The organism is Winogradskya consettensis, assembly GCF_018332715.1.
GTDB lineage: Bacteria > Actinomycetota > Actinomycetes > Mycobacteriales > Micromonosporaceae > Actinoplanes > Actinoplanes consettensis.
In genome coordinates this window covers 1-23,053 of the sequence record NZ_BOQP01000073.1, presented here as the reverse complement: position 1 = coordinate 23,053, position 23,053 = coordinate 1, and the positions used below count along the sequence as shown (strand labels likewise).

The 23,053-nt window shown below is 71.6% G+C and carries 21 protein-coding genes; 6 read left to right on the top strand and 15 right to left on the bottom strand.

Annotation, left to right across the window (positions count from 1 at the left end):
* Positions 1 to 81 precede the first annotated feature (81 nt).
* From asnB to Aco04nite_RS46945, 3 genes are all read left to right on the top strand, one after another.
* The gene (gene asnB, locus Aco04nite_RS46955) at positions 82 to 2,031 is read left to right on the top strand and encodes an asparagine synthase (glutamine-hydrolyzing) (RefSeq protein WP_213003654.1); all 1,950 of its coding nucleotides are present in this window, start codon (positions 82 to 84) and stop codon (positions 2,029 to 2,031) included.
* Positions 2,032 to 2,072: 41 nt separating this feature from the next.
* Complete coding sequence (locus Aco04nite_RS46950) at positions 2,073 to 2,867, top strand: DUF3152 domain-containing protein (RefSeq protein ID WP_244876813.1); 795 nt, start codon at positions 2,073 to 2,075, stop codon at positions 2,865 to 2,867.
* A gap of 95 nt (positions 2,868 to 2,962) precedes the next feature.
* Positions 2,963 to 3,763, top strand: a complete 801-nt coding sequence (locus Aco04nite_RS46945) for a DUF6745 domain-containing protein (RefSeq protein WP_213003653.1) — start codon at positions 2,963 to 2,965, stop codon at positions 3,761 to 3,763.
* 103 nt (positions 3,764 to 3,866) lie between these two features.
* On the opposite strand, the gene Aco04nite_RS46940 is transcribed toward Aco04nite_RS46945, so the two are convergent.
* Positions 3,867 to 4,754: an EamA family transporter gene (locus Aco04nite_RS46940; protein WP_213003652.1), complete on the bottom strand. Its 888-nt coding sequence runs from the start codon at positions 4,752 to 4,754 to the stop codon at positions 3,867 to 3,869.
* A gap of 82 nt (positions 4,755 to 4,836) precedes the next feature.
* Here Aco04nite_RS46940 and Aco04nite_RS46935 point away from each other — a divergent pair, with 82 nt between their 5' ends.
* Positions 4,837 to 5,703: a LysR family transcriptional regulator gene (locus Aco04nite_RS46935; RefSeq protein ID WP_213003651.1), complete on the top strand. Its 867-nt coding sequence runs from the start codon at positions 4,837 to 4,839 to the stop codon at positions 5,701 to 5,703.
* Here Aco04nite_RS46935 and Aco04nite_RS46930 read toward each other — a convergent pair.
* From Aco04nite_RS46930 to Aco04nite_RS46870, 13 genes are all read right to left on the bottom strand, one after another.
* Positions 5,678 to 7,240: a PP2C family protein-serine/threonine phosphatase gene (locus Aco04nite_RS46930; RefSeq protein WP_213003650.1), complete on the bottom strand. Its 1,563-nt coding sequence runs from the start codon at positions 7,238 to 7,240 to the stop codon at positions 5,678 to 5,680. The two genes, Aco04nite_RS46935 and Aco04nite_RS46930, sit on opposite strands and share 26 nt — an antisense overlap.
* A complete protein-coding gene (locus Aco04nite_RS46925) occupies positions 7,233 to 7,868 on the bottom strand; it encodes a class I SAM-dependent methyltransferase (RefSeq protein ID WP_213003649.1) in 636 nt (211 codons plus the stop codon). Before Aco04nite_RS46925 ends, Aco04nite_RS46930 begins: the two co-directional genes overlap by 8 nt.
* Positions 7,869 to 7,930: 62 nt before the next feature.
* Positions 7,931 to 8,500, bottom strand: coding sequence for a MerR family transcriptional regulator (locus Aco04nite_RS46920; RefSeq protein WP_213003648.1), 570 nt, complete (start codon positions 8,498 to 8,500; stop codon positions 7,931 to 7,933).
* A 207-nt stretch (positions 8,501 to 8,707) separates the two neighbouring features.
* Entirely contained in the window at positions 8,708 to 9,172 is a 465-nt protein-coding gene (locus Aco04nite_RS46915; protein WP_203835470.1) for a bifunctional nuclease family protein, read from the bottom strand.
* 268 nt (positions 9,173 to 9,440) lie between these two features.
* Positions 9,441 to 10,124 carry a transcriptional regulator FtsR gene (gene ftsR / locus Aco04nite_RS46910; RefSeq protein ID WP_239158663.1) on the bottom strand — a complete coding sequence of 228 codons (684 nt, stop codon included), beginning with the start codon at positions 10,122 to 10,124 and terminating at the stop codon, positions 9,441 to 9,443.
* A 59-nt stretch (positions 10,125 to 10,183) separates the two neighbouring features.
* Positions 10,184 to 10,636 carry an oxoglutarate dehydrogenase inhibitor Odhl gene (gene odhI, locus Aco04nite_RS46905; protein WP_203835463.1) on the bottom strand — a complete coding sequence of 151 codons (453 nt, stop codon included), beginning with the start codon at positions 10,634 to 10,636 and terminating at the stop codon, positions 10,184 to 10,186.
* Between the two features lie 224 nt (positions 10,637 to 10,860).
* The gene (gene gcvH, locus Aco04nite_RS46900; RefSeq protein WP_203835464.1) at positions 10,861 to 11,241 is read right to left on the bottom strand and encodes a glycine cleavage system protein GcvH; all 381 of its coding nucleotides are present in this window, start codon (positions 11,239 to 11,241) and stop codon (positions 10,861 to 10,863) included.
* Between the two features lie 28 nt (positions 11,242 to 11,269).
* A complete protein-coding gene (locus Aco04nite_RS46895) occupies positions 11,270 to 12,181 on the bottom strand; it encodes a DUF881 domain-containing protein (RefSeq protein WP_244876812.1) in 912 nt (303 codons plus the stop codon).
* A gap of 5 nt (positions 12,182 to 12,186) precedes the next feature.
* Entirely contained in the window at positions 12,187 to 12,519 is a 333-nt protein-coding gene (locus Aco04nite_RS46890; protein WP_203835465.1) for a small basic family protein, read from the bottom strand.
* Positions 12,516 to 14,180, bottom strand: a complete 1,665-nt coding sequence (locus Aco04nite_RS46885) for a DUF881 domain-containing protein (RefSeq protein WP_213003647.1) — start codon at positions 14,178 to 14,180, stop codon at positions 12,516 to 12,518. The genes Aco04nite_RS46890 and Aco04nite_RS46885 overlap by 4 nt, the downstream gene beginning before the upstream one ends.
* Positions 14,177 to 14,797 carry a cardiolipin synthase ClsA gene (gene clsA, locus Aco04nite_RS46880; RefSeq protein WP_213003646.1) on the bottom strand — a complete coding sequence of 207 codons (621 nt, stop codon included), beginning with the start codon at positions 14,795 to 14,797 and terminating at the stop codon, positions 14,177 to 14,179. The genes Aco04nite_RS46885 and clsA overlap by 4 nt, the downstream gene beginning before the upstream one ends.
* A 570-nt stretch (positions 14,798 to 15,367) precedes the next feature.
* Positions 15,368 to 17,323 carry a vWA domain-containing protein gene (locus Aco04nite_RS46875; RefSeq protein ID WP_213003645.1) on the bottom strand — a complete coding sequence of 652 codons (1,956 nt, stop codon included), beginning with the start codon at positions 17,321 to 17,323 and terminating at the stop codon, positions 15,368 to 15,370.
* A gap of 1 nt (position 17,324) precedes the next feature.
* The gene (locus Aco04nite_RS46870) at positions 17,325 to 18,746 is read right to left on the bottom strand and encodes a sigma 54-interacting transcriptional regulator (protein ID WP_213003644.1); all 1,422 of its coding nucleotides are present in this window, start codon (positions 18,744 to 18,746) and stop codon (positions 17,325 to 17,327) included.
* Between the two features lie 110 nt (positions 18,747 to 18,856).
* Here Aco04nite_RS46870 and Aco04nite_RS46865 point away from each other — a divergent pair, with 110 nt between their 5' ends.
* Positions 18,857 to 19,678, top strand: a complete 822-nt coding sequence (locus Aco04nite_RS46865; protein ID WP_213003643.1) for a PhzF family phenazine biosynthesis protein — start codon at positions 18,857 to 18,859, stop codon at positions 19,676 to 19,678.
* A gap of 24 nt (positions 19,679 to 19,702) precedes the next feature.
* Positions 19,703 to 21,337 (top strand): ABC-F family ATP-binding cassette domain-containing protein, encoded by a 1,635-nt coding sequence (locus Aco04nite_RS46860; protein ID WP_213003642.1) that lies wholly within the window; start codon positions 19,703 to 19,705, stop codon positions 21,335 to 21,337.
* On the opposite strand, the gene Aco04nite_RS46855 is transcribed toward Aco04nite_RS46860, so the two are convergent.
* Positions 21,327 to 22,967 (bottom strand): glycoside hydrolase family 10-like protein, encoded by a 1,641-nt coding sequence (locus tag Aco04nite_RS46855; RefSeq protein ID WP_213003641.1) that lies wholly within the window; start codon positions 22,965 to 22,967, stop codon positions 21,327 to 21,329. The two genes, Aco04nite_RS46860 and Aco04nite_RS46855, sit on opposite strands and share 11 nt — an antisense overlap.
* Positions 22,968 to 23,053 lie beyond the last annotated feature (86 nt).

Below are 23,053 nucleotides of genomic sequence, written 5' to 3'. Positions count from 1 at the left end.
CGCAAAGCTTCCTCACAAGTTCCTCACAGCCCGATTCCTAGTGTTCCGGCCACGTAACCGCCGCGACGACAGGAGTACGCGATGTGTGGTCTTGCCGTATTCATCAGCAGCCGCCCCCGAGCCGGAGTCCCCGACCCGGGCACTGCTGCGGCGTTCCAGAGCGCGCTGGAGACGATGCACCACCGCGGGCCCGACGACACGAAGGTGGAGTTCGGTGACGGGCTGGCCTTCGGTTTCAAGCGTCTCGCCATCATCGACCGCGAGGAGGCCGCGCAGCCGGTGCACTACCCGTGCGACGGGCCGCAGGCCGGGCGCTGGACCGTGGTGTTCAACGGCGAGATCTACAACTACCGGGAGCTGCGCGCCGACCTGGTCCGCGAGCACCAGGCCACGTTCGCCACGCACGGTGACAGCGAGGTGCTGGCGGCGGCGTTCCACTACTGGGGTGCCGCGGCGCTGCCCCGGCTGCGCGGCATGTTCGCGTTCGTCGCGTACGACCACTGGACCGGCACCACGCATGCGGCCCGCGACCCGTTCGGGATCAAGCCGCTGTACGTGCTGGAGACCTCCGACGGGCTGTTCATGGCCAGCGAGCGCAAGGCGCTGCTGGAGTTCAGCGGCAACTCGGGGGCGGCGCTCGACACCGACGCGCTGGCGCACTACCTGACGTTCCAGTACGTGCCGGAGCCGATGACCCTGCACCGGCAGGTACGCCGGCTCGCCCCGGGGCACAAGCTGACCTGGACCCCCGGCGGCGGCATGCGCCAGGAACGGTACTTCCGCCCGTCGCTGCGGCCGTTGAACGTCCGGCCCGAGGCCGCGTACCAGGCGATCCAGGATGCCCTGCGCGACAGCGTCCGCAAGCACATGCACGCCGAGGTGCCGGTCGGCACGTTCCTGTCCAGCGGCGTCGACTCGTCCGCGATCGTGGCGCTCGCGAAGGAGGTCAAGCCGGACCTGCACGCGTTCACGGCGGGCTTCGACGACGCGGCGTACTCCGAGATCGAGATCGCCCAGGACACCGCGAACCAGCTGGGCGTACGGCTGACCCCGACGATCATCACCGAGGACGACGTCATCCGCGAGCTGCCCCGCATCGTGCAGCTGCTCGACGACCCGGTGGCCGACCCGTCGCTGGTGCCGCTCTACTTCCTGGCCCGCACGGCGTCGCAGTACGTCACCGTGGTGCTGTCGGGCGAGGGCTCCGACGAGTTGTTCGGCGGCTACACGATCTACCGCGAGCCGATGTCGCTGGCGGGCATCGGCAAGCTGCCCGCCGGGATGAAGCGGGGCCTGCGCAACCTGTCCCACGTGATGCCCGAGGGGATGAAGGGCCGCAGCTTCCTGGAGCGCGGCACCACCCCGATCGAGGAACGCTACTGGGGCAACGCGCGGATCTTCTCCCCGGAGGAGAAGGCCAACCTGATGCGGTTCACAGCCGAACCCCACACCGCCATCACGTCTCATCTGTACGCGGAAACAGCCGACGTGGACGACGTAGCCTCGATGCAGTACGTCGACCTGCACACCTGGCTGCCCGGCGACATCCTCGCGAAGGCGGACCGGATGTCGATGGCCCACTCCCTCGAACTGCGCGTGCCGTTCCTCGACCAGGCGGTCTACGCCGCCGCCGCGGGCCTGCCCACCGAGCTGAAACTCCCGCACGGCAGCCAGGGCACCAAGATGGCGTTCCGCGAGGCGATGCGCGGCATCGTCCCCGAGTCGGTGCGCGACCGCCGCAAGCTGGGCTTCCCCACCCCGACCCGGGTGTGGCTCAAGGGCCAGATCGGCGACTGGATCGGCTCGCTGCTCGACGGCTCCCAGGCGGGTCACCTGCTCGACCTCGGGTACGCTCAGCGCCTGCTCGCCGAGCACCGCGCCGGCGAGGCGGACAACTCCCGCAAGGTCTGGACGGTGGCCATGTTCTGCCTCTGGCACGCGATCACCGTCGAGAAGTCGATCATCCCGCACGTGCCCCGCACCGCGACGATGCTGCGCCCGGCGTACCCGGCTGCCCCGGTGGCTGCGTGAGGCACAGCTCAGCCCATCGGCGCCCCAGCCGATGGAACAGTGTGGGAGTTACGCGCGTCGCCACGGCGGCGCTGACCACCGCGGTGGCGGGCGGCCTGGGCCTGGCGGCGTGCGGCGCCCTGCCCCAGATCACGTCGGCGATGCCGGCGGTGAGCCACACGGCGAAGCCCCCGGCCCAGGCCCCGGCCCCGGCCCCGGCCAAGCAGGTCCGGCCCCGGCCCGAGACGATCACCTACCCCGCGCAGGGCGAGGCGAGGTGGCGCACGGCCCCGGCCGCCGCGAACACCGGTGGTGACAAGGGCACGCTGCTCCGCTACCGGGTGGTGGTCGAATCGGACATCAAGGGCCTGAACGTACGCGGGTTCGCCGACGCCGTCGCCACGACGCTCAACGACCCGCGAGGCTGGACGGCGGGTGGCACCCTGCGCCTGCGGCGGGTCGGCCCCGGTGACGCGTACGACTTCACGATCTACCTCGCCACCCCGCTGACCCGCGACCGGCTGTGCGAGAGCGGCCTGGACTCGTACACGTCCTGCCGCAACGGCGACAAGGTCGTCCTGAACGTCGCCCGCTGGGTGAAGGGCGTCCCGGACTTCGGGGCATCGCTGGCCACGTACCGGCAGTACATGGTCAACCACGAGGTCGGCCACCGCCTCGGCCACGGCCACGAACTGTGCGGGGGCCGCGGCGACCCGGCCCCGGTCATGCAGCAGCAGACCCTCGGACTGCACGGCTGCAAACCGAACCCCTGGCCCTATGTCGACGGCGAGCGGTACGCGGGCAAGCCCGGCGCCTACGACGACAAGATCCCCGCCGCGGATCGCGGTGTCTCCTGAGGACGGTCGTCAACGGGGTTGCGCCGCAGCGGGCGATGGTCCAGACTTCCGCGCATGATTGACGTTATGCGAAAGGGCGTGCGCGCCCCCGGTCGATGACCGCCCCGGTGCGGCGCAAGGTCGCCGCTCTGGATCACTGGCATCAGGCAACCGCCGTCCGGCAGGAATGGCTCGAGGTGGGACTCTCCACCGAGCCGTCGGATCGTCCCGCAGCCGAAGCCGTTGTCTCCCACTTGTACGCCCGCCACGGCCGTCCCCGCCCGCAGTTCCTCTGGGCCGACTCGCCGAAGCAGGCCTTCGCCCACGTCACGGGCGTTCCCGGCCACCATGACCTGCGGCGCTGGCTGCAGCCCAAGGAGCCCCCGGGCCGCCCACCGATCGCCGTCGACATCGCGACCGGCTGGTCGGCGATGATGGCAGCCCTCGACGACGCGGCCGACCACCCGGACCTCGACGCACCCCGGCGCAGCAAGCCCGCGACGGCCGACAAGGTGCCGAAGACCGGCCGTGACTGGCCCGATCTGCCACCCGAACAGGCCCTCCAAGCCGGGGTGCCGCTGCGGGTCGTGCTGCGCCGCGGCGTACGCGAATCGCTCTGGCAGGCCCTGATCGCCGAGATAGCAGTGCCGGTCCGGGCCGCACTGGGCCGCCCGGACCACGTCCCGGTCTGCTGGTACGGCCAGCAGGACGCCTCCTGGCTCGCCTACTACGACACCCTGCGCCGCCTCGGCCTCGCCGCCTATCCGCCCCGCGCCGCCACCCGTCTCGACGAGTGGGCCACCCTGGCCCGCTCCACCGGCTGGTGGTGGCCCGGCGAAGAGATCTGCGTCCTGACCGAACGCCCCGCCGGGCACTCCCCCACCGTCACCTACCGCGACGGCTGGTCCCCCCGCTGATCCCCGGCCGGGCACCACACACGGGGGTGGTGCCCGGCCGCCCTACCCCACCGGCCCGTTCCCGGCCCCACGCCCGGTGACAGCCATGCCCAGTGCGATCGGCTCACAGTGGGCCGTGCACGCCGGTGCTCTCAAGAACCCGTGGCGGGGGCGGAGCCGGGCGGGCACCCGCGCGGGAGGCGCCGACGCCGGCGGTGACGACCAGGGCGATGCCCGCGACCGCCGCCGCGCCCGGGACCTGGCCCAGGACGAGCAGACCGATGATCAGCGCGTACGCGGGTTCGAGGCTCATCAGGGTTCCGAAGGCGGCCGTGGTCAGGCGGCGCAGGGCGAGGAACTCCAGCAGGAACGGGACGACCGGGAGCAGCACGGCCAGGCCGAGACCGGCGAGCAGCAGTTTCCAGGTCAGCAGCGGTGCCACCGTGGGCGCGGCGATCAGCGTCGCGGTCAGGCCCGCCACGGCCATGGAGACGCCCAGCCCGGCGAGGCCTTCGACCTGGTCGCCGACGCGCTGGGTGAGCAGGATGTACGCCGCCCAGCACAGCGCCGCGGCCAGGGCGAACGCCGCACCCGCCGGGTCGATCCCGCCGTGCCACGGCTCGGTGAGCAGCACGACGCCACCCGCCGCGACCATGGGCCAGACGCGCGAGCCCGAGCCGGCCCGGGCCACCGCGACGCCGAGCGGGCCGAGGAACTCCAGGGCGCTGGCCGTGCCGAGCGGCAGCCTGGCCACCGCCTGCATGAACAGCATCGTCGTCCCGGCGGTGACCACGCCCAGGACAACCGCACCGAGCAGGCCGGAGCGGGTGAAGTCGCGCGGGCGGGGGCGGAACAGCACGAGCATGATCACGCCGCCCCAGGCCAGCCGGAGCCAGGCCGCGCCGAGCGCGCCGACGGCGTCGATGAGGTGCACGGCGACGGCGAGGCCGAGCTGGACGAACAGCATCGAGGCCAGGGCCAGGGCTGTTCCGGTACGGGCATCGCTACGCATGGGCCCAGTACACGACCCGGGAACCGTTCGCGTCCACGTGAGATTCGTGGACATACCGTTCGGGTTTGTCGAACAATGGGGCATGGACACGCGTCGGCTGCGGCTACTGCTGGAACTGTCCCGGCTCGGGTCGATGCGCGAGGTCGCCGACGAGATGCACATCACCACGTCCACCGTGTCGCAGCAGCTCGCCGTGCTGACGCGGGAGGCGGGGACGGCGCTGACCGAGCCGGACGGGCGGCGGGTGCGGCTCACGCCGGCGGGGCGGCGGCTGGCGGCGCACGCGGTCACGATCCTGTCCGCGGTCGAGGCCGCCCGGCTCGATCTCGACCCCGGTGGGGAGCCCGCCGGGCAGCTGCGGGTGGCGGGGTTCGCGTCCGCCGTCCGTCGCGCGCTGATCCCGATCACCGCCGTGCTGGCCCGTGACCATCCCCGGGTGCGGCTGCTGATCGCGGAGCACGAGCCGTTCGAGGCGTACGAACTGCTCGCCGCGGACGCAGTCGACCTCGCGCTGGTCTACGACTACAACCTTGCGCCCGTGACGCCCGACCCGTCGCTGGACGTGGTGCCGCTGTGGCAGAAGAGGTGGGCTCTGGGCGTACCCACCGAATCCGATGTTGACGTGTTCTCCGCGGCCCGGGACGCCGACTGGATCGTCAATTCGCGCAACACCGCCGACGCGGACGTCGTGCGCGCGGTCGCCGGCCTGGACGGGTTCAGCCCGCGTTTCGTGCACAAGGCGGACAGCCTGAGTCTGGTGCAGGACCTGATCGTGGCCGGGCTGGGCGTGGCGTTGCTGCCGGAGGGGCTCGCGCTGCAGCCGGGCGTACGTATGGTGCCGCTCACCGACCCGGCGATCGTCCTGCGTTGTTACGCGGTGACCCGGCGTGGCAGGGCGACCTGGCCCGCGCTCGCCCTGCTGCTCAGGCTTCTGCGCGCAGCACCGTGAGCACGACGTCGTCCTCCGTGGCCCCCAGGAAATGGGAGAGCAGCAGGTCGCACAGCTCCTCGGCGTCCAGGTGCCCGTTGCCTTCGAGGACCGCGGTCAGCTCCGCGAGCCCGTCGTCGAGGCTCCCGCCGCGCCGCTCGATCAGCCCGTCGGTGTAGAACACGACGCTCGCGCCCGGCTCCAGCTCGACCTCGTGATCGGTACGTGTGATCTTGAGCCGGGTGCCCAGCAGTGTCTCGCCGCGGACCTCCAGCAGCCGCACCGAGCCGTCCAGCAACAGCAGCACCGGCGGCGGGTGACCCGCGTTCGACCACCGCAGCACCCGGTCCTGGCCGAGCTGCGCGATCACGGCGGTGGCGAACACGCCGACGTCGAACCCGCCCATCGCGTCGTCGAGTGCGGTCAGCACCTCGGCGGGCCGGCGCGGCACGGTGTAGGAGATGCCGCGCAGCAGGTTGCGGATCTGGCTCATCGCGGCGGCCGCGAACCGGTCGTGACCGGTGACGTCGCCGACGACCACGGTGAAGCGGCCGTCGGGCAGGACGAACGAGTCGTACCAGTCGCCGCCGATCCGGGCGCCCTCGGCCGCAGGCTGATAGCGCACCGCGACGCGTACGCCGTCGCGGTGCGCCGGTGGCACGAGCAGGCTGCGCTGCAACGCCTCGGCCAGCTCACGCTGGGTGGTGCTGACCCGGCGTTCCGCCTGCCGGGCCCGGGCCCGGTTGAGCCCCTGCGCCAGCGCGGTGCCGATCAGGCGGAAGAATCCCCGGTACGCGGGGTCGACGGCCAGATGCGGGCTGAGCCGCGCGAAGAGCACCGCCGCCGCCTGCGTCTCGTCGACCCCGGTCAGCCGCACCCACGCCCGAGCGCCGTCAGCGCCCTGCTCGACGAGCACGGCACGGTCCAGCAGCTCGGGCACCTCGGGCGCCGTGCCGGGCAGGATGTCGACGTCCAGCAGGTCGTCGGGGTCCGAGCGCAGCACCGGCAGGGCGTGCTCGATCAGCTCGGCGACGGTCTCGACATCCGCGAGCGTGTCGTTGAGCCGGCTCAGCAGCTCGAGGCGACGCCTGCCGATCACCTGACCGGTGGTCTCGGCGGCGATGTCGATCGCGCCCTCGGTGACGCCGTCCGGGCCCCGCACCGGGGAGTAGGAGAACGTGAAATACGTTTCCTCGAGGAAGCCCTGCCGGTCCATCAGCAGGAGCAGGTCCTCGGCCCAGGTGGCACCCTTCCCCGCGAAGACCGACTCCAGCATCGGCCCGATCGTGTCCCAGATCTCGGCGAAGACCTCCGCGGTGGGCGCGCCGAGCGCGTGCGGGTGCTTCTCCCCGATCATCGGGACGTACGCCTCGTTGTAGAGCATCGTGTACTCCGTGCCCCAGAACAGGGTCACCGGGGAACGCGTGTTGAGCGCGAGGTCCAGCGCGCCGCGTAACGCCGGGCTCCACGTGTGCGGCGCACCGAGCGGGGTGCCCGCCCAGTCGACCCGCCGGTACGCCTCCCGCAGCGAGCCGGCGGCCTCGAACGGATCAGTCACCCCCAGAATTTACCGTGCGGCGCCGGAGCTTGATCGTGCTGTCCGTCCGGTGCGCCGGCTCGCCGTCCGGGCCGGTCTGGATCCGGTCGTGCACCGCGTTGGTCAGCACCGCCCAGCCTCCCGGTTCGAGCTGCAGCTCCTCGATCACCTCGTCCGGCGACGCGAACCGCACGGGCGGGTGACCGTCGCCGTCGTGCGCGTACGGGCCGTGGTCCTGGTGGCCCTCGATGAGCAGCACACCGCCCGGGGTGACCGCGGCGGCGGCGAGCCGCAGGACGTGCTCGCGCGGGAAGTCGCCGTACGAGTAGAGGAACTGCGCCGACACCAGGTCGAAGCTGCCCTCGGGGAAGGTCCGCGCCAGGTCGTGGCGCTGGAAGTCGACCTTCACGCCGGCGGCCTCGGCGTGCTCACGCGCTTTGCCGATCGCGACGCCGGAGATGTCGGCGGCGGTCACCGTCCAGCCCTGGGTCGCCAGCCAGACCGCGTCGGCGCCCTCGCCGCACCCGAGGTCCAGGGCGGTTCCCGGGGTCAGGCCGTCGACCTCGCGCACCAGCACGACGTTCGGCTCACCGCTCCAGACCCGCTCGGACTCGGCGTAACGGGCATCCCACGATCTCTCATCGCTCATGCCACCAGCCTGCACCGGCGCCGGCACGACCGCAAAAAACTGTTGCTGGTCCGGCAAAAAGGTCAGCCGGCGCGGCGGCGGGCGCGGCGGGCGGCCAGCTCGTCACCGGCGGCGGGCTCGGCCTCGACGGCGGTTCCGGTGCCCGTGCCGACGGGTTGCGGGGCGGCGGCGGGCTCGGCGGGCAGGTGGGACAGGGAACCCTGGATCTCCTTGAAGGCGCCGCCGATCGCGATGCCGAAGACGCCCTGACCGCCCTGGAGCAGATCGACGACCTCCTCCGGCGAGCGGCACTCGTAGACCGTGGTGCCGTCGGAGATGAGCGTGATGCCGGCCAGGTCGTCGACGCCGCGTGAGCGCAGCGTCTCGATGGCCTTGCGGATGTTCTGCAGCGAGACCCCGGCGTCGAGGAGCCGCTTCACGACCTTCAGCACCACCAGGTCACGGAACGAGTAGAGCCGCTGCGTGCCGGAGCCGGACGCGTCACGGACGCTGGGGACCACGAGCGTGGTCCGGGCCCAGTAGTCGAGCTGGCGGTAGCTGATGCCGACCGCCTGGCACGCGGTGACCCCGCGATACCCGACCTCGCCGTCCTCGCCGACGAGTGGACCCTCCTGAGGATCTGCGTCGTGCACGCGACTACCTCCCCGCTGCGCGGTGCCGCTTCACTGTGACTCGCCGAGCCTATAACTCAGGGTCGCCTGAAACAGGGAGGTAATGGCGCGACACGCCGCGTACGGACGACCGGGGCCCCGACCCGCACGCCTCGGTACACCGACAAAAACATCCCGCCGGACCCGCCGACGGGATGTTTTTCGATGATCAACCGTAGGTGTGACAGGTCAGCTGGCGAAGTCCTCCGGGCTGACCTGGTCGAGGAACTCGCGGAACTTCTCGACCTCGTCCTCCTGCTCGTCCGGGATCACGATGCCCGCCTCCGTCAGCACCTGATCGGCACACCGGATCGGGGCACCCACCCGCAACGCCAGAGCGATCGAGTCGCTCGGGCGCGCCGACACGCGCAGGTTGTCACCGATCAGCAGATCGGCGTAAAACACGTTCTCCTTGAGCTCCGTGATCTCCACAGCCTTCAACGGCGCCTGCAGCGCCGCGAGGATGTCCCGGAGCAGATCATGGGTCAACGGGCGGGCGGGTTTGACACCCTGCTGCTCGTACGCGATGGCGGTAGCCTCCACCGCGCCGATCCAGATCGGCAGGTACCGATCGCCGTCGACCTCCCTGAGCAGGACGATCGGCTGGTTGCTGGGCAGCTCCACCCGAACCCCGACCACGCTCAGCTCGCGCACCGCTGCCTCCGTGTCGCACGTCGTTACCGCCCCGTCGATCATCGTTGACGATGATCGTCAGGCTTCGTTACCGCCCTCGTCCTCACCGTACACGGACGCCGGGGGGCGAGCGCCACACGAGGTCCGTGTCCGATACCACTGGCACATGCCCCCTAAAGCGAAGATCCCCCTGGTGGCAGGCCCACGCCCCCAGGAAGATCAGCTTTGTGGCCCGATGTTCAGCGCTCGGCGTAACTATCCGCGACCGAAATTTCCGCCCGAACGTGCACTAGCGGCCCAGTGTGTCGCGCAGCCCGGCCCGTACCAGTGCGGAATGGAGCCGTTGCGACAACGCCTGCAGCTCCCGGGCCGTCTCTGCCGCCCGCGCCTGCGCCGCCGGGTCCTGCTGGCGCACCAGCGGCGCCAGCAGCTGCGTGAACAACCCCAGCTCCCGGTCGGCCCCGGTGCGGAACGCCCGCAGGTGCCGGACCTCCAGGCCGTAGCGCGTCAGGCCCACCACCGCCTCGACGATCACCACCGCGTCGCCGTCGTACCAGCCGGGCGGGCGCGACGTGACCAGGCCGATCTGCTCCAGCTCGGAGAGCAGCCGCTCCTCCGCACCCGTGCGCTCGATCAGGTCGTCACGCGACACCCTGCTGTCGGTGGTCTCCGGTGCGGCCGCCTCCGGTTCGGAGCCGACCGCCACCAGCGACGGCCGCTGGCGGGCCAGCGGATCGTCGCCCCGCTCCAGGGCCTCCAACTGCTCGCGGATGACCCGCAACGGCAGATACTGATCGCGCTGGGCGGTCAGGACGAACCGCAGCCGGGCCACGTCGTTCCACGAGTACTTCCGGTAGCCGGAGGCGGTGCGCTGCGGATCGACCAGCCCCTCCGCCTCGAGGAACCGGAGCTTCGAGATCGTCGTGTCGGGGAACTCCGTGCGCAGCTGGGCCAGCACCTCCCCGATACTCATCAGCGCAGCGTCACGACCCGGGCGGCTGCCCGGGTCGTGTGCGGCCGCCCCCGCCGGGTTCACGCCTGGCCGCCCTCGCCCTCCGGCCTCGGGCCGGCGATGAAGACGAGGCGGAACTTGCCGATCTGAACCTCGTCACCGTTGCTCAGGGTCGCGGACTCGACCCGCTCCCGGTTGACGTACGTCCCGTTGAGCGACCCGACGTCGCGGACCGTGAAGGTCCCGCCGTCGCGGTGGAACTCGGCGTGCCGGCGCGAAACCGTCACGTCGTCGAGGAAGATGTCACTGTCGGGATGCCGCCCGCTCGTGGTCACGTCGTGGTCCAGCAGGAAGCGCGCACCCGCGTTGGGACCGCGGCGCACCACCAGAAGGGCCATGCCGGGCGGCAGCGAACCGGACATCCGGCTCGGTACCACGTCGGTGTCGGGTCCCTCGAGCACCTCGTCGAGCGCTCCGAGGTTCAGCGTGGACGTGACGTCGAGCGGGGGGAACTCGTCGTCTGGGCGCGTCATGGACCACCTCACGGATCTTTTTCGGTCGTCGCCCGGCAACGGCGGGCCCGCACCACCGGACGTTCGGGTCCGGACGTGCCATGCCCTCCGCCGCCGTTGCCCGTGAAGGCCCGGCCGCACGACTATCGGTTTCGAAGTAATAACGGTTCTACAGGTGCCCCGCGAGCCTAGTCAGACCGGAAAAGCCGGGCAACCGGACGCGCGGGGAGTTCAGGCCCGGAAGATCAGCCCTCGGTCAATGCCTGGTACGCCGCGGCGTCCAGCAGCGCGTCCAGCGCCGACGGGTCCGCCGGGGCGATCTCCACGAGCCACCCCGCGGCATACGGCTCGGCATTGATCAGCTCGGGCTCGTCACCCAGCGTGGCGTTACGCGCCACGATCGTGCCGGCGATCGGCGCGTAGATCTCCGAGACGCTCTTGGTCGACTCGATCTCGCCGAGACTGTCACCGGCCTGCACCTCGGTGCCCTCGTCGGGCAGCTGCACGTAGACGATGTCACCGAGCGCGTCCTGCGCGAAGTGGGTGATGCCCACCCGCACGGGGCCGGTTCCGTCGCCGGACACCCATTCGTGCTCGGCGGTGTACCGCAGATCCTCGGGAATCACTCGTTCCTCCGTTGAGAAGCGCGCCCGGTCAGGAGACGGGACGCGCGTACTGCAGGCTGGCTGGCTGACGCACGGCGGTCACTTCGACCGACGTACGTTGCTCCATGGTCACGTTACCGCCGGCCTGCTTCACCGACGCCACCACCCCACCGGGGATCTCCAGCGCCGTCTGCATGGTCGACGGCACCCCGATGACCCGGAGCGTGTAAGGGCCCGCGAGCCGCTTACCGTCGACGACGATCTCCCCGCCCTCGGCGTCGACGAAGTACGACGAGGCGACGATCCGCACGGCGACACCGTTGTCCCCGACGAGCTCCATCACCTCACCCCCGGCACCGCGCAGCTCCTGCACGGCGTTGAGGATCTGCGACGCCTTGATCGGCTGCCCGGCCGGGTCGACCGAGATCTCCAGCCCCGGACCCCGCGCCGGCAGGGTACCGGACAGCAACCCGAGATCATCGGCCCGCTTGTCGGCCTCGGCGAGCGCCGCCTGCCGCCCCGCGACCCCGGACGTCAGCTGCCGCTGGCTCTCCTCGAGACCGTTGATCTCCTGCTGCAGCCGCTGGTCCCGGGCCTCCAGGTCGGACAGGATCCGCACGAGATCCTCCTGGCGGGCCGAGGCCAGCCCGGAATCCGCGTCGTTGCTGCGCAGCTGCACCACCAGGGTGAAACCGAAAAGAGCCAGCAACACCCCGATCAGGGCACCCGCGGATGACAACTTCCGCTTGCTGTCCGTCACCGGTTCAGGTGACTCTCCGGGTACGCCCGGAGCGGCCGTGCCTTCCGCGCCGGCGTCCCCGGTCACCGGGGTCTCCGGCGTCACCGGGGTCTCAGGCTTCTCCGGGGTCTCCGGTGGCGTGAGCCGCGTGGTGACCTCGTCGTCCGGTGGCGTGAGCCGCGCCGTGACCTCGTCGTCGGGCTGGTGATCTTTGTCGGTCATCCGCGTCACGCCCGGAACAGATGCCGGCGGATCGCCGCGACGTTGCCGAAGATCCGCACGCCGAGCACGACCACGACACCGGTGGACAGCTGCCCGCCGACCCCCAGCTGGTCACCCAGATAGACGATCACGCCGGCGACCAGGACGTTCGCGATGAACGACACCACGAACTGCTTGTCGTCGAAAATGCCGTCGAGTTTTGCCCGCACGCCGCCGAAGACGGCGTCCAGCGCCGCCACGACCGCGATCGGCAGATAGGGCTGCAACGCGGGCGGCACGGTGGGATGGAACACGATGCCGAGAACGACACCGGCGATCAGGGCGACTACCGGAATCATCTGCCGCCTTCCGACGGGGAGGTTGTGATCGTGGGACTCTGACTCTTCGCCGGCGACGGCGTAACAGGACTGGCCTGCCGGAAGTTCGGCTCCGTGGCCGCCTCCAGCGTGACGTCCCCCACCGGCGCGACGTCGTACGACATGCCGTACCGCGAATTCAGCGCCTTGAAGAACTGCCCGCCCGCACCCTTACGGAAGTCGGCGGCCAGCTCGTCCGGCCCGATCGCGACAATCTGATAGGGCGTGGTCACCGGCCGGAAGTCCACCAGGATCGCCTCGCCCGCCTGCCGGATCGTGGACGTCGCGGTCAGCCGCTGACCGTTGATCGCGATCGCCTCCGCCCCCGCCGCCCACAACGCGTTCGTCGCCCGCTGCAGGTCGGTGTCACGCACCCGGGCATCACTGCTGCGCACCCCGGTCACCGGATCGATCGGCGTAGGACCGTCACCGACCGTCACCCGGGCCCCGGACCCCCGCACCGCGGCAAGCCCGGTCTCCGCCTCCAGCTCCTGCATGCGGGCCACCGCGGCCCCACCCAGCTGCTGCTCCCGAAGATCAGCGACCTCACTGCGCAACCGGTCCGCCCGCGCCTGCAACTGCGAGGTCCCCGACCGCCGGCTCTGCACCTGCCCGATCAGCTCATCCCGCGCCTGCGTCCGCGCCGGCTCATCCGCCACCGTCTGCCGATAAGCCACCACCAGCAGAAACCCGAGCGCCACGAGCGTCAACGCACTGATCCCACTCAGCATGCGCTTGCGCACACCGGTCGGACCGTCACCGCGGGCCCTGCGAGCGGCGGCGTCCGCGTAGCCGGGGTCCAGCGGGTTCCGGAACAGCTCGGTGAGAAAGTCGGGAGTGAACGTCCGCTGCGGCTTCTCATCACCCTCGACCGAAGCCGGGGCCGGGACACCGTCGGGGTTGGGCGCCGAGACCCGCACGCCCTCATCAGCGGGGCTCGCCGCGACCGCGGGCTGTTCCGCCGGACGGTTGCCGGTGCGGGGTTTCGGCGGCTGCTCGGCGTCGGGCGGCGGCGCAACGGCTGGAGAGATGGCTCCGGCGGGCGGGGCGACCTCGGTGGCGGCTTCGGGGAGTCCGGGCTCGATCGCGTCGACACGGTCGTCGGAGCCAGGGGCCTGGTCTGCCGTCGTCGCACCAGGGGACGGCAGGGGTTCATCGGGTCGCGGCTCGGGCTGCTGCGTTCCGGGCGCGAACCAATCCGCGGCCTGGTCCGCCTCGGCGTCCCCCGCCGGAGCAACGGGCGCGGGGGGCGCGGGCGCTGGAGGCTCTGCCTGCGGGGTCACCGCGGGGATGACTGCCGGGGCCTGGTCGTCCCGGGCGCGGTCGTCCCGGGCGCGGTCCTCCGAGACATGGTCGTCCCGGGCGCGGTCCTCCGAGACATGGTCGTCCGGGGCGTGGTCGTCCGGGGTGCGGTCCTCCGAGACATGGTCGTCCGGGGCGTGGTCGTCCGGGGTGCGGTCCTCCGAGACACGGTCGTCCGGGGCGTGGTCGTCCGGGGTGGGCTTCGGCGCCGGTTGGGCGGCCGGGGCCTCGGGAACGTCCTGGGTCCCGTTCGGCGGCTGTGCTGCGTCCGGAGCGGCCGGGGGGTCGGTGGGTGGGGGTTGCTGACTGCGGTTGGCGGGGCCGCCGTGGGGCGAGGTCATCCTGCGACAGCCTCGCGGGGCGGCGGGATGGCGGCGTCGGCGCGGAGCAGGGCGCGGGTCTGGGCGAGGTAGAGGGCTGCTGCGGCCCAGTAGAGGCCGAGGGCCCACCAGGCCAGGGCCCAGCCGATCGGGAGGGTGACCGCGTCGATCGAGGGGACCGCTTCGGCGAGCAGGAGGACCGGGAACGCCGCGAGGAGAACGAACGTGCCGGTCTTGCCGACGTAGTGCACGGGCGGCGGGCCGTAGCCGTGGCGGCGCAGGATCAGCAGGGCGATGCCGAGGACCAGCTCGCGCAGCAGCAGAGCGGTGGTCAGCCACCAGGGGACGACCTCGCGCAGGGTGAAGCCGACCAGGGTGGCCAGGATGTAGAGGCGGTCCGCGAACGGGTCGAGGAGCTCGCCGAGGCGGCTGACGGAATTCATCCGGCGGGCGATGTAACCGTCGACCCAGTCGGTGCTGCCACCCACGGCCAGGACGATCACCGCTGCGACGTCGTGGTGCGGGCCGAGAAGAAGATAGAGGAACAGCGGTACGCCCAGCAGGCGCAGAAAGCTGATCACGTTCGGAATCGTCCAGATGCGGTTCGTGGCCGTTCCGGGCGCAGCCTCGTGCGTCATGGCGCCCCCTCTCCCCCGCACCCGCCACGGGACCCCACCCGCGGCTATCCCTGCCCGGCCCGGATCGCCTGGTCCGCCGCCTTCCCCCCGGAAGGCCGGCCGGACACGCCCGGGCCGCTCACTCGCCGGGCCACTATATCCAGCGGCACGCCACACCCCCATCACCCCGTGCCGGTCTGTCCGCTACTCGTTACGCGCCGCACATCCCTTAGGCATCCTAGGAGGATAGGTTGGCAGTTCCGGGCGCTGGGACGTGCGGAAACGGGACGGCCGACGTGACGCAGATCGCTGAGTGCCAACGAATAGGGCGAGTCCGGCAGATGCCGGACTCGCCCTGACAAACAGAGACCTGACAGAACAGGGACCTGGCCAACAAGGACCTGGCCAACAAGGACCGGGCCAACAAGGACCGGGCGAACAGGGACCGGGCCGAACAAGAACCTGGCGAACAGGGACCGGGCCGAACAAGAACCTGGCGAACAGGGACCGAGCTGAACAGGGACCTGGCAGACCAAGGACCGGGCCGAACGCCCGGTCCAGCCAGCCGGAAGGCCGGCCGGACCGGACCCGTCAGCGTTTGCCGCGCCGGCTGCGGACGTAGTCGTCGACGACGTACGCGCCCAGCTCCTCGACCTCGGGGCTGAACACCCGCCCACCACTGCGGCGGGCGACCGCGTCGACGAAGCGGCGCAGGCCCTCGTTCTCGCCGAGCATGAAGAGGTTGAGCGTGGCGCCGTAGCGGGTCAGCTGATCGACCTCGTGCACCGTGAGCTGGACCGTTTCCGGCAGGGTCGGCCAGTTGAAGTAGGCCTCGCCGTCCGGCTCGAGGTGGGCTGTGGGCTCGCCGTCGGTGACGACGAGGACGACCGGTTCCGCGCCGGGGTGGCGGCGCAGGTGGCGGCCGGCGAGTTTCAGGGCGTGCTGCAGGTTGGTGCCCTGGACCATGTCGGGTTCGATCGCGGCCAGCTCGCCCTGGGAGAGCGGCATGGCGTAGCGGCCGAAGCCGATGATCTGCAGCGAGTCCTGCGGGAACTGGGTGGCCACGAGGTGGGACAGCGCGAGCGCCGTCTGTTTCATGGGGCCCCAGCGACCGTCGGCGAACATCGAGTAGGACAGGTCGACGCAGAGGGCCACCACGGCGGAGGCCCTCCGTTCGGTCTCGGCGACCTCGAAGTCGTCGGGCTCGAGACGGACGGGCAGGGTGCCCGCTCCCCCGCGCCGGACGGCGTTGCCGATGGTGCGGACGACGTCGAGGGGCTGGGAGTCGCCGAACTGCCAGCGGCGGGACGAGCCGATGAGGTCACCGGCGGCACCCGCGTCGCGCAGGTCGTGGTTGCCGCGCTGCTTGCTGGTCAGGTCCTTGAAGACCTGGGCCAGGGCGGTGCGGCCGAGCCTGCGCAGGGCCTTGGGTGACAGGGTGAGGCCGTCGTCGTCGCGGGTGACCCAGCCCTGGCGGCGCAGTTCGCGTTCCAGGTCGCGCAGGCGGCGTACGTCGTCGGCGGCGCCCCGGCCGAGCTGCCGCTCGACCGCCTCCACGTCGATGTCGTCGAGGGTGGCGCCGGGGTGGTCCTGGTCGAGCTGTTCCATCAGCTCGTCCAGCTCGCCGATCTCGCCGAGCGCCTGGGTGGCGTCGCCGTACCCGAGGTCCTCGCTGCCCTTCATGCGCTCGCCGCGGCCCCAGTTCAGGTTGGGCCGCAGCGCCCGCAGGTTGTCGGTCAGCTCGCCGAGCTGCCCGCGCAACGGGCCGTCGCCGAGTGCCTGGTCCATCAGGCTCGCCAGCTCGTCACGCTGCTGGGGGCTGAGGGACCGCATGAGGCGTTCGGCGGCGGCGGCCCGGCGGGCCAGGGAGTCGATGAGCTCCTCGACGTTGCCGGGCTTCTCCGGGAAGAAGTCGCCGTGCTTGGCCATGAACTGCTGGAACGCGTCGCCGGTGTCCTCGCCGCGGTTGTGCTTGCCGAGCAGGTCGTTGAGATCGCCGACCATCTCGGCGACCGCGGCGTCGGAGGCCGGATCGCGGCCCTGCAGCGCCTCCTTCATACCGGCGAAGCGCTGCTCGACGACCTCGCGGCGCAGGCCGTCGAGGATCTGCTGGTAGGTGGCGCGGGCCTCGTCGCTGGCCCAGTTGTAGTCGCTGAGCTCCTCGACCGCACGGGACGTCGAGCGCGGCAGGTTGTCGAGGACGGCCTCGTTGAAGCGGGCGTCGTCATCGTCGGGGCGGTTGCGCAGCTCGTCGCGTTCGGCGGCGACGGCCTGGTCGAGCAGTTGCTGGGCCCGGGTGACCGCGCCGTCGAGGTTGCCGCGGCGCAGGGCGTCGCGGCGCATCCGGCGGGCGCGGGCCCGCAGCTCGTCCAGGCCGCGGCCCTCGCGCGGGCCCTGCCGGAGCAGCTCGCGCAGGGCGTCGCGCAGGTTCTCCCCGGCCAGGACACGCTCGCCGACCTCGTCGACGGCGGCGCGGACGTCGTAGGGCGGGGCGAGCGGGTCGGGCCCGTCCCGCCACGCCCCGTACCGGAATCGGTTTCCCGCCATGTCAGCTCCCGTAGAGGGTGCGTCCGTCGTCGGTCAGCTCCTTGGCCAGCCGGCGGGTGAGGTGCAGGCCCTCGAGGACGAACTCGATCGCCGAGGCGGCCTGCCCGGGGCTCGGCGCGTCGCCAAGACCGAGCCGGTCGAGGACCTTGGCCAGCCCGGGGACCGTACCTATCTGGGTCAGGAGCTCGTCGGCCGAGACCAGATCGCCGGTCTCGATGATCGCGCCCTCGGCGACGAGCTCGGTGAAGCCGGACAGGTCGAGACCGGCGAGCCGGGCCCGGAACGTCTCGGCGGTGGCCAGGCGCAGCAGGTGCGCGAGGACCTCGACCTCGCGGCCCTCCTCGCCGCTGTCGAACTCGACCTTGCCGCGCAGGGTGCTGGTCACCGAGACGGTGTCGCAGACCCGGGCGACGGCCTCGCGCTCGTTGCGCAGCCCCGAGCGGCGCAGCGCGGACGCGGCGACGGTCTCGGTGGCGGCGATCGCGAACCGGGCCGAGATGCCGGAGCGCTGGTCGACGGCCGGGGACTCGCGGACCGCCCGGGTGTAGCGGGCGATGACCTCGATGAGGTGCTCGGGCACCGACGCGGAGAGGTTGGCCTCCTGCCGGATCAGCTCCGACTCCAGGTCGACTTCCAGCGGGTAGTGGGTGCGGATCTCGGCGCCGAACCGGTCCTTGAGCGGGGTGATGATCCGCCCGCGGTTGGTGTAGTCCTCCGGGTTGGCGGACGCGACGAGCAGGATGTCGAGCGGGAGCCGCAGCTGGTAGCCACGGACCTGGATGTCGCGCTCCTCGAGCACGTTGAGCAGCGACACCTGGATGCGCTCGGCGAGGTCGGGCAGCTCGTTGACGGCGAAGATGCCCCGGTTGGTACGCGGCACGAGCCCGAAGTGGATCGTCTCGGGGTCGCCGAGCGCGCGGCCCTCGGCCACCTTGATCGGGTCGACGTCGCCGATGAGGTCGCCGACGCTGGTGTCCGGGGTGGCGAGCTTCTCGCCGTAACGCTCGGAGCGGTGCAGCCAGGACACGGGCAGCAGGTCGCCGGTCTCGCCGGCCAGCCGCCGCATCGCCGGGGTCAGCGGCTGGTAGGGGTGTTCCCGCAGCTCGGAACCGGTGATGTAGGGCGTCCACTCGTCGAGCAGGTCGATCAGGCCGCGGATGAGCCGGGTCTTGCCCTGACCGCGCTCGCCGAGCAGGACCATGTCGTGACCGGCGAGCAGCGCCCGCTCGACCTCGGGCAGGACGGTGTCGTCGTAACCGACGATGCCGGGGAACCGGGGCGCACCGGTGCGCAGCCGGTCGAGGAGGTTGTCGCGCAGCTCCTCCTTCACGGTGCGGAACTCGTGCCCGGAGGCACGGAGCTCACCGAGGGTGCGCGGGAGATCGGTGGGTGGGGTGGGTACGAGCGTGGAAGCCTCTGGCACGTTGGGAACGCTACTCCGCGCCTGTGAACAACGACCATGACAAAACGCCGGAGCCAGATCGTGACGATTGGCGCTGGCCGCACGGAGGCGGGCGGGGGCAGGCTCGTGCCATGACAGACGTCGAGATCCTCCGGTACGCGGCCTTCAGCACCGATCCCGCGGGCGGCAACCCGGCCGGCGTGGTGCTCGACGCGAGCGCCCTGACCGATGCCGAGATGCTGGGCATCGCGGCGGAGCTGGGATATTCCGAGACGGCGTTCCTGGCCGGCGACCGGCTGCGCTTCTTCAGTCCCCTGGCCGAGGTCCCGTTCTGCGGGCACGCGACCGTCGCCACCTCCGTGGCGCTGGGCGACCGGCAGGGGCCCGGCACCTACACGTTCGTCACCAACGCCGGTGAGATCCCGGTCACCGTCGACGACCGGGGCCGCGCGACGCTGACCAGCGTCCCGGCGGCGGTCGGCGAGATCGGCGACGTGGCCCTGGTCGCCCTGCTCGCGGCGTTGCGCTGGGACGCGGACGACCTCGACCCGGTGCTGCGGCCCCGGATCGCGTACGCGGGGGCGTACCACCCGGTCATCGCGGTGAAGAACCGCAAGCGGCTCGCCGACCTGGACTACGACGTGGCTGTCCTCAAGGCCCTGATGGAGGCGAACGACTGGACCACCGTGCAGCTCGTGTGGCGCGAGGGCCCGCTGAGCTTCCACGTGCGCAACCCGTTCCCGGTCGGCGGCATCTACGAGGACCCGGCGACGGGTGCCGCGGCGGCCGCGTTCGGCGGTTACCTGCGCGGGCTCGGCCTGGTCCCGGACGACGCGATCATCGAGCTGTCGCAGGGCACCGACATGGGCCGGCCGGGGAGACTGACGGTGACGCTCACCCCCGGCGAGGCGGGCGTACGCGTCAGCGGCAACGCGGTGCCGATAACCGGTTGAACCGCCACGTAGAGTCAGCTCCCGATGAGCGCCACGATGATCGCCCGGGAACTCGCCGCGGGGCACGGCGACCGCATGCTGTTCCAAGCCCTGGACCTGGTTGTCGCCCCCGGCGACGTGATCGGGCTCGTGGGGGTGAACGGCGCGGGGAAGACGACGCTGCTGCGTACCCTCGCGGGTCTGCTGCCCCCGGAGGCCGGGACCGTCACGCTGAGCCCGCCCACCGCCAATGTCGGCTATCTGCCGCAGGAGCGGGAGCGGCGGGCTGACGAGACGGTGAGGGACTTCCTGGCCCGCCGAACGGGCGTCGGCCCGGCGCAGGTGGCGATGGACGAGGCGGCGGAGGCCCTGGCCGTGGGTGGTGACGGTGCCGATGACCGGTACGCGGCCGCGCTCGAACGCTGGCTGGATCTGGGCGGCGCCGACCTGGACGAACGCGCCGAACAGGTCACCGGGGAACTGGGGCTGGCCGTCGCGCTGGACCACCCGATGACTGCGCTCTCCGGCGGCCAGGCGGCCCGCGCGCAGATGGCGTCGCTGCTGCTCAGCCGGTACGACATCTTCCTGCTCGACGAGCCCACGAACGACCTGGACCTGGAAGGGCTGGGCCGGCTCGAGGAGTTCGTCACCGGGCTGCGGGCGGGCACGGTGCTGGTCAGCCACGACCGGGAGTTCCTGACGCGTACGGCGACCGCTGTGCTGGAGCTGGACCTCGCCCAGCAGCAGGTCAACCTGTACGGCGGCGGCTACGAGGCGTACCTGGACGAGCGGGCGACGGCCCGGCGGCACGCCCGCGAGGACTACGAGGAGTTCGCCGACAAGAAGGGCGCCCTCGAGAGCCGCGCGCAGATGCAGCGGGGCTGGATGGAGACGGGCGTGCGCAACGCCCGGCGCAAGGCCAAGGACAACGACAAGATCGGCAAGGCGATGCGCGCCGAGTCGACCGAGAAGCAGGCGGCGAAGGCCCGCCAGACCCAGCGGATGATCGAGCGCCTCGAGGTCGTCGAGGAGCCCCGCAAGGAGTGGGAACTCCACATGGAGATCGCCGTCGCCCCCCGGGCCGGTGCGGTGGTCGCCACGCTGCGCGAGGCCGTCGTACGCCGCGGCGGTTTCACGCTCGGCCCGGTCACCCTGCAGATCGACTGGGCGGACAAGGTCGCGATCACGGGCGCGAACGGCTCGGGCAAGTCGACGCTGCTCGCCGCGCTGCTGGGCCGGCTCCCCGTCGACGAGGGCCAGGCGCACCTCGGTCCCGGCGTCGTCGTCGGCGAGGTCGACCAGGCCCGCGGGCTGTTCCTCGGCGACGAACCGCTGATGACGGCGTTCGGCGCGGCGGTCCCGGACTTCAACGACCCGGACGTCCGCACGCTGCTCGCGAAGTTCGGCCTGAAGGCGGATCACGTACGCCGCCCCGCCGCGACCCTGTCCCCCGGCGAACGCACCCGCGCGGCCCTGGCCCTCCTGCAGGCCCGCGGCGTCAACCTGCTGGTCCTCGACGAGCCCACCAACCACCTCGACCTGCCCGCGATCGAGCAACTCGAATCCGCGCTGGCCGAATACCCGGGCACCCTGCTGCTGGTCACCCACGACCGCCGCATGCTCGACGCCGTCCAGACCAACCGCCACCTGGAGGTCGCGGGCGGCAAGGTCACGGGCTGACGGACACCGGGCTGCTGAGGGGGCTCTCGTTGCCGGAGCGGTCCAGGCCGCTCAGGCAGTACGTCGCCTCGGCGGCCGGGGGCGTGGGGTCCACCACGTCCTGGGAGCCGCGCCGGCCCGTGGCGACCAGGGCCGCCTTCTGCGGGGTGGCGGTGTCGACGCGGTACAGCGCCCAGGACACCGGCTCCGGGCCCGCGCCGGCCTGCCACTCGATGGTCACCGTGCTGCCGGTGCGGCGGGCAGCGGTGGCGCGCGGGGTGCCAGGCGGTTCCAGGGGGAGCTTCTTCATGGTCGGCAGCAGCGCCGGGCCCGCGTAGTGGTTCGTGGTGTAGCGGGTGACCGAGCCGAGCTTGTCGGCCTGGACCTGCTTGGCGCTGAAGTGGACGCTGCCCTGGACGCCGTACCTGTCGTTCAGGGCGAGCTGGCGGTCGAGCTGGTCGGGCTGTTTCCACGGGCCCTTCTCACCGACACGGTAGTCGCCCTGGCCGACGTACAGCTGGACCTCGGTGCCCTTGACCGTCTGCACCCACCACGGCAGCACCTTGGCGTAGTCGGCCTTGTCGAAGCCGATCGCCCAGTAGAGCTGCGGGACGACGTAGTCGAGCCAGCCCTGTCTGACCCACTTGCGGGTGTCGGCGAACTGCGCGTCGTAGCTCTCCAGGCCGTGCGAGTCCGAGCCGGACGGGTCCGTCGTCTTGTTGCGCCAGATGCCGAACGGGCTGATCCCGAACTTGACCCACGGCTTGAGCTGCTTGATGCGCTCGCTCATCTCGTGCACGAGAGTGTCGACGTTCGCGCGGCGCCAGGCGGCACGGCTCAGGCTCTTGTCCGTACGCTTGGCAAAGCTCGCGTCGTCCTTGAACGTGCTCCCGCCACCCTCGGGGTACGGGTAGAAGAAGTCGTCGAAGTGCACGCCGTCGATGTCGTACTTCGCGACCGCCTCGAGCATGGCGTCCTCGACGAACTTGCGGGCCGCCGGGTTGCCCGGGTCGAAGTAGAGCCGCGCCGTCTTGCCGTCGGGGTAGGCGATCGCCCAGTCGCGATGCTTGAGCAGAGGATGGTTCGGGGCGAGCTTGCTGAAGTCGGCACCCGGCCCGTCGGGACCCGGCTGCGTCCCGCGGTACGGGTTGAACCACGCGTGGAACTCCAGGTTGCGCGCGTGCGCCTCGGCGACCATGAATTCCATGGGGTCCCAGCCCGGCGACCTGCCGTCCCGCTTGCCGGTCAGCCATTCCGACCACGGCGCGTACGCCGAGGGCCAGAACGCGTCCCCCGACGGCCGCACGTGCACGAAGATCGCGTTGTGCCGGCGCGCGACGGCCAGGTCGAGCCACTTCAGGTATTCGGCCTTGACCTGCGCCTCGGGCAGCCCCGGCCGGCTCGGCCAGTCGATGTTCATCACCGTGGTGAGCCACATCCCGCGCAGCTCCCGCTCGGCCTGCACCGGCGCGCCCGCGCAGCTGCCCGTGGTGCCGTCCGCGGGGACGAGCTTCTGGTCCGAGGGCACCACGATCGGCCCGGCGGACGGCTCGGAGTAGGTCGCGGCACGGACGAGCCCGACGCCCATCACCGAGACCCCCAGCATCGCGGCGGCCAGCACCAGGGTCAGTCGCATGGGGGGTCGGCGCATCGCCCCAGTCTGCCCGACGCCCGCACGCGGGCCCGGACGGGCGCACGCGCTTGCACATTCGCGCGGTTAGGTTGTGCACAATTAAA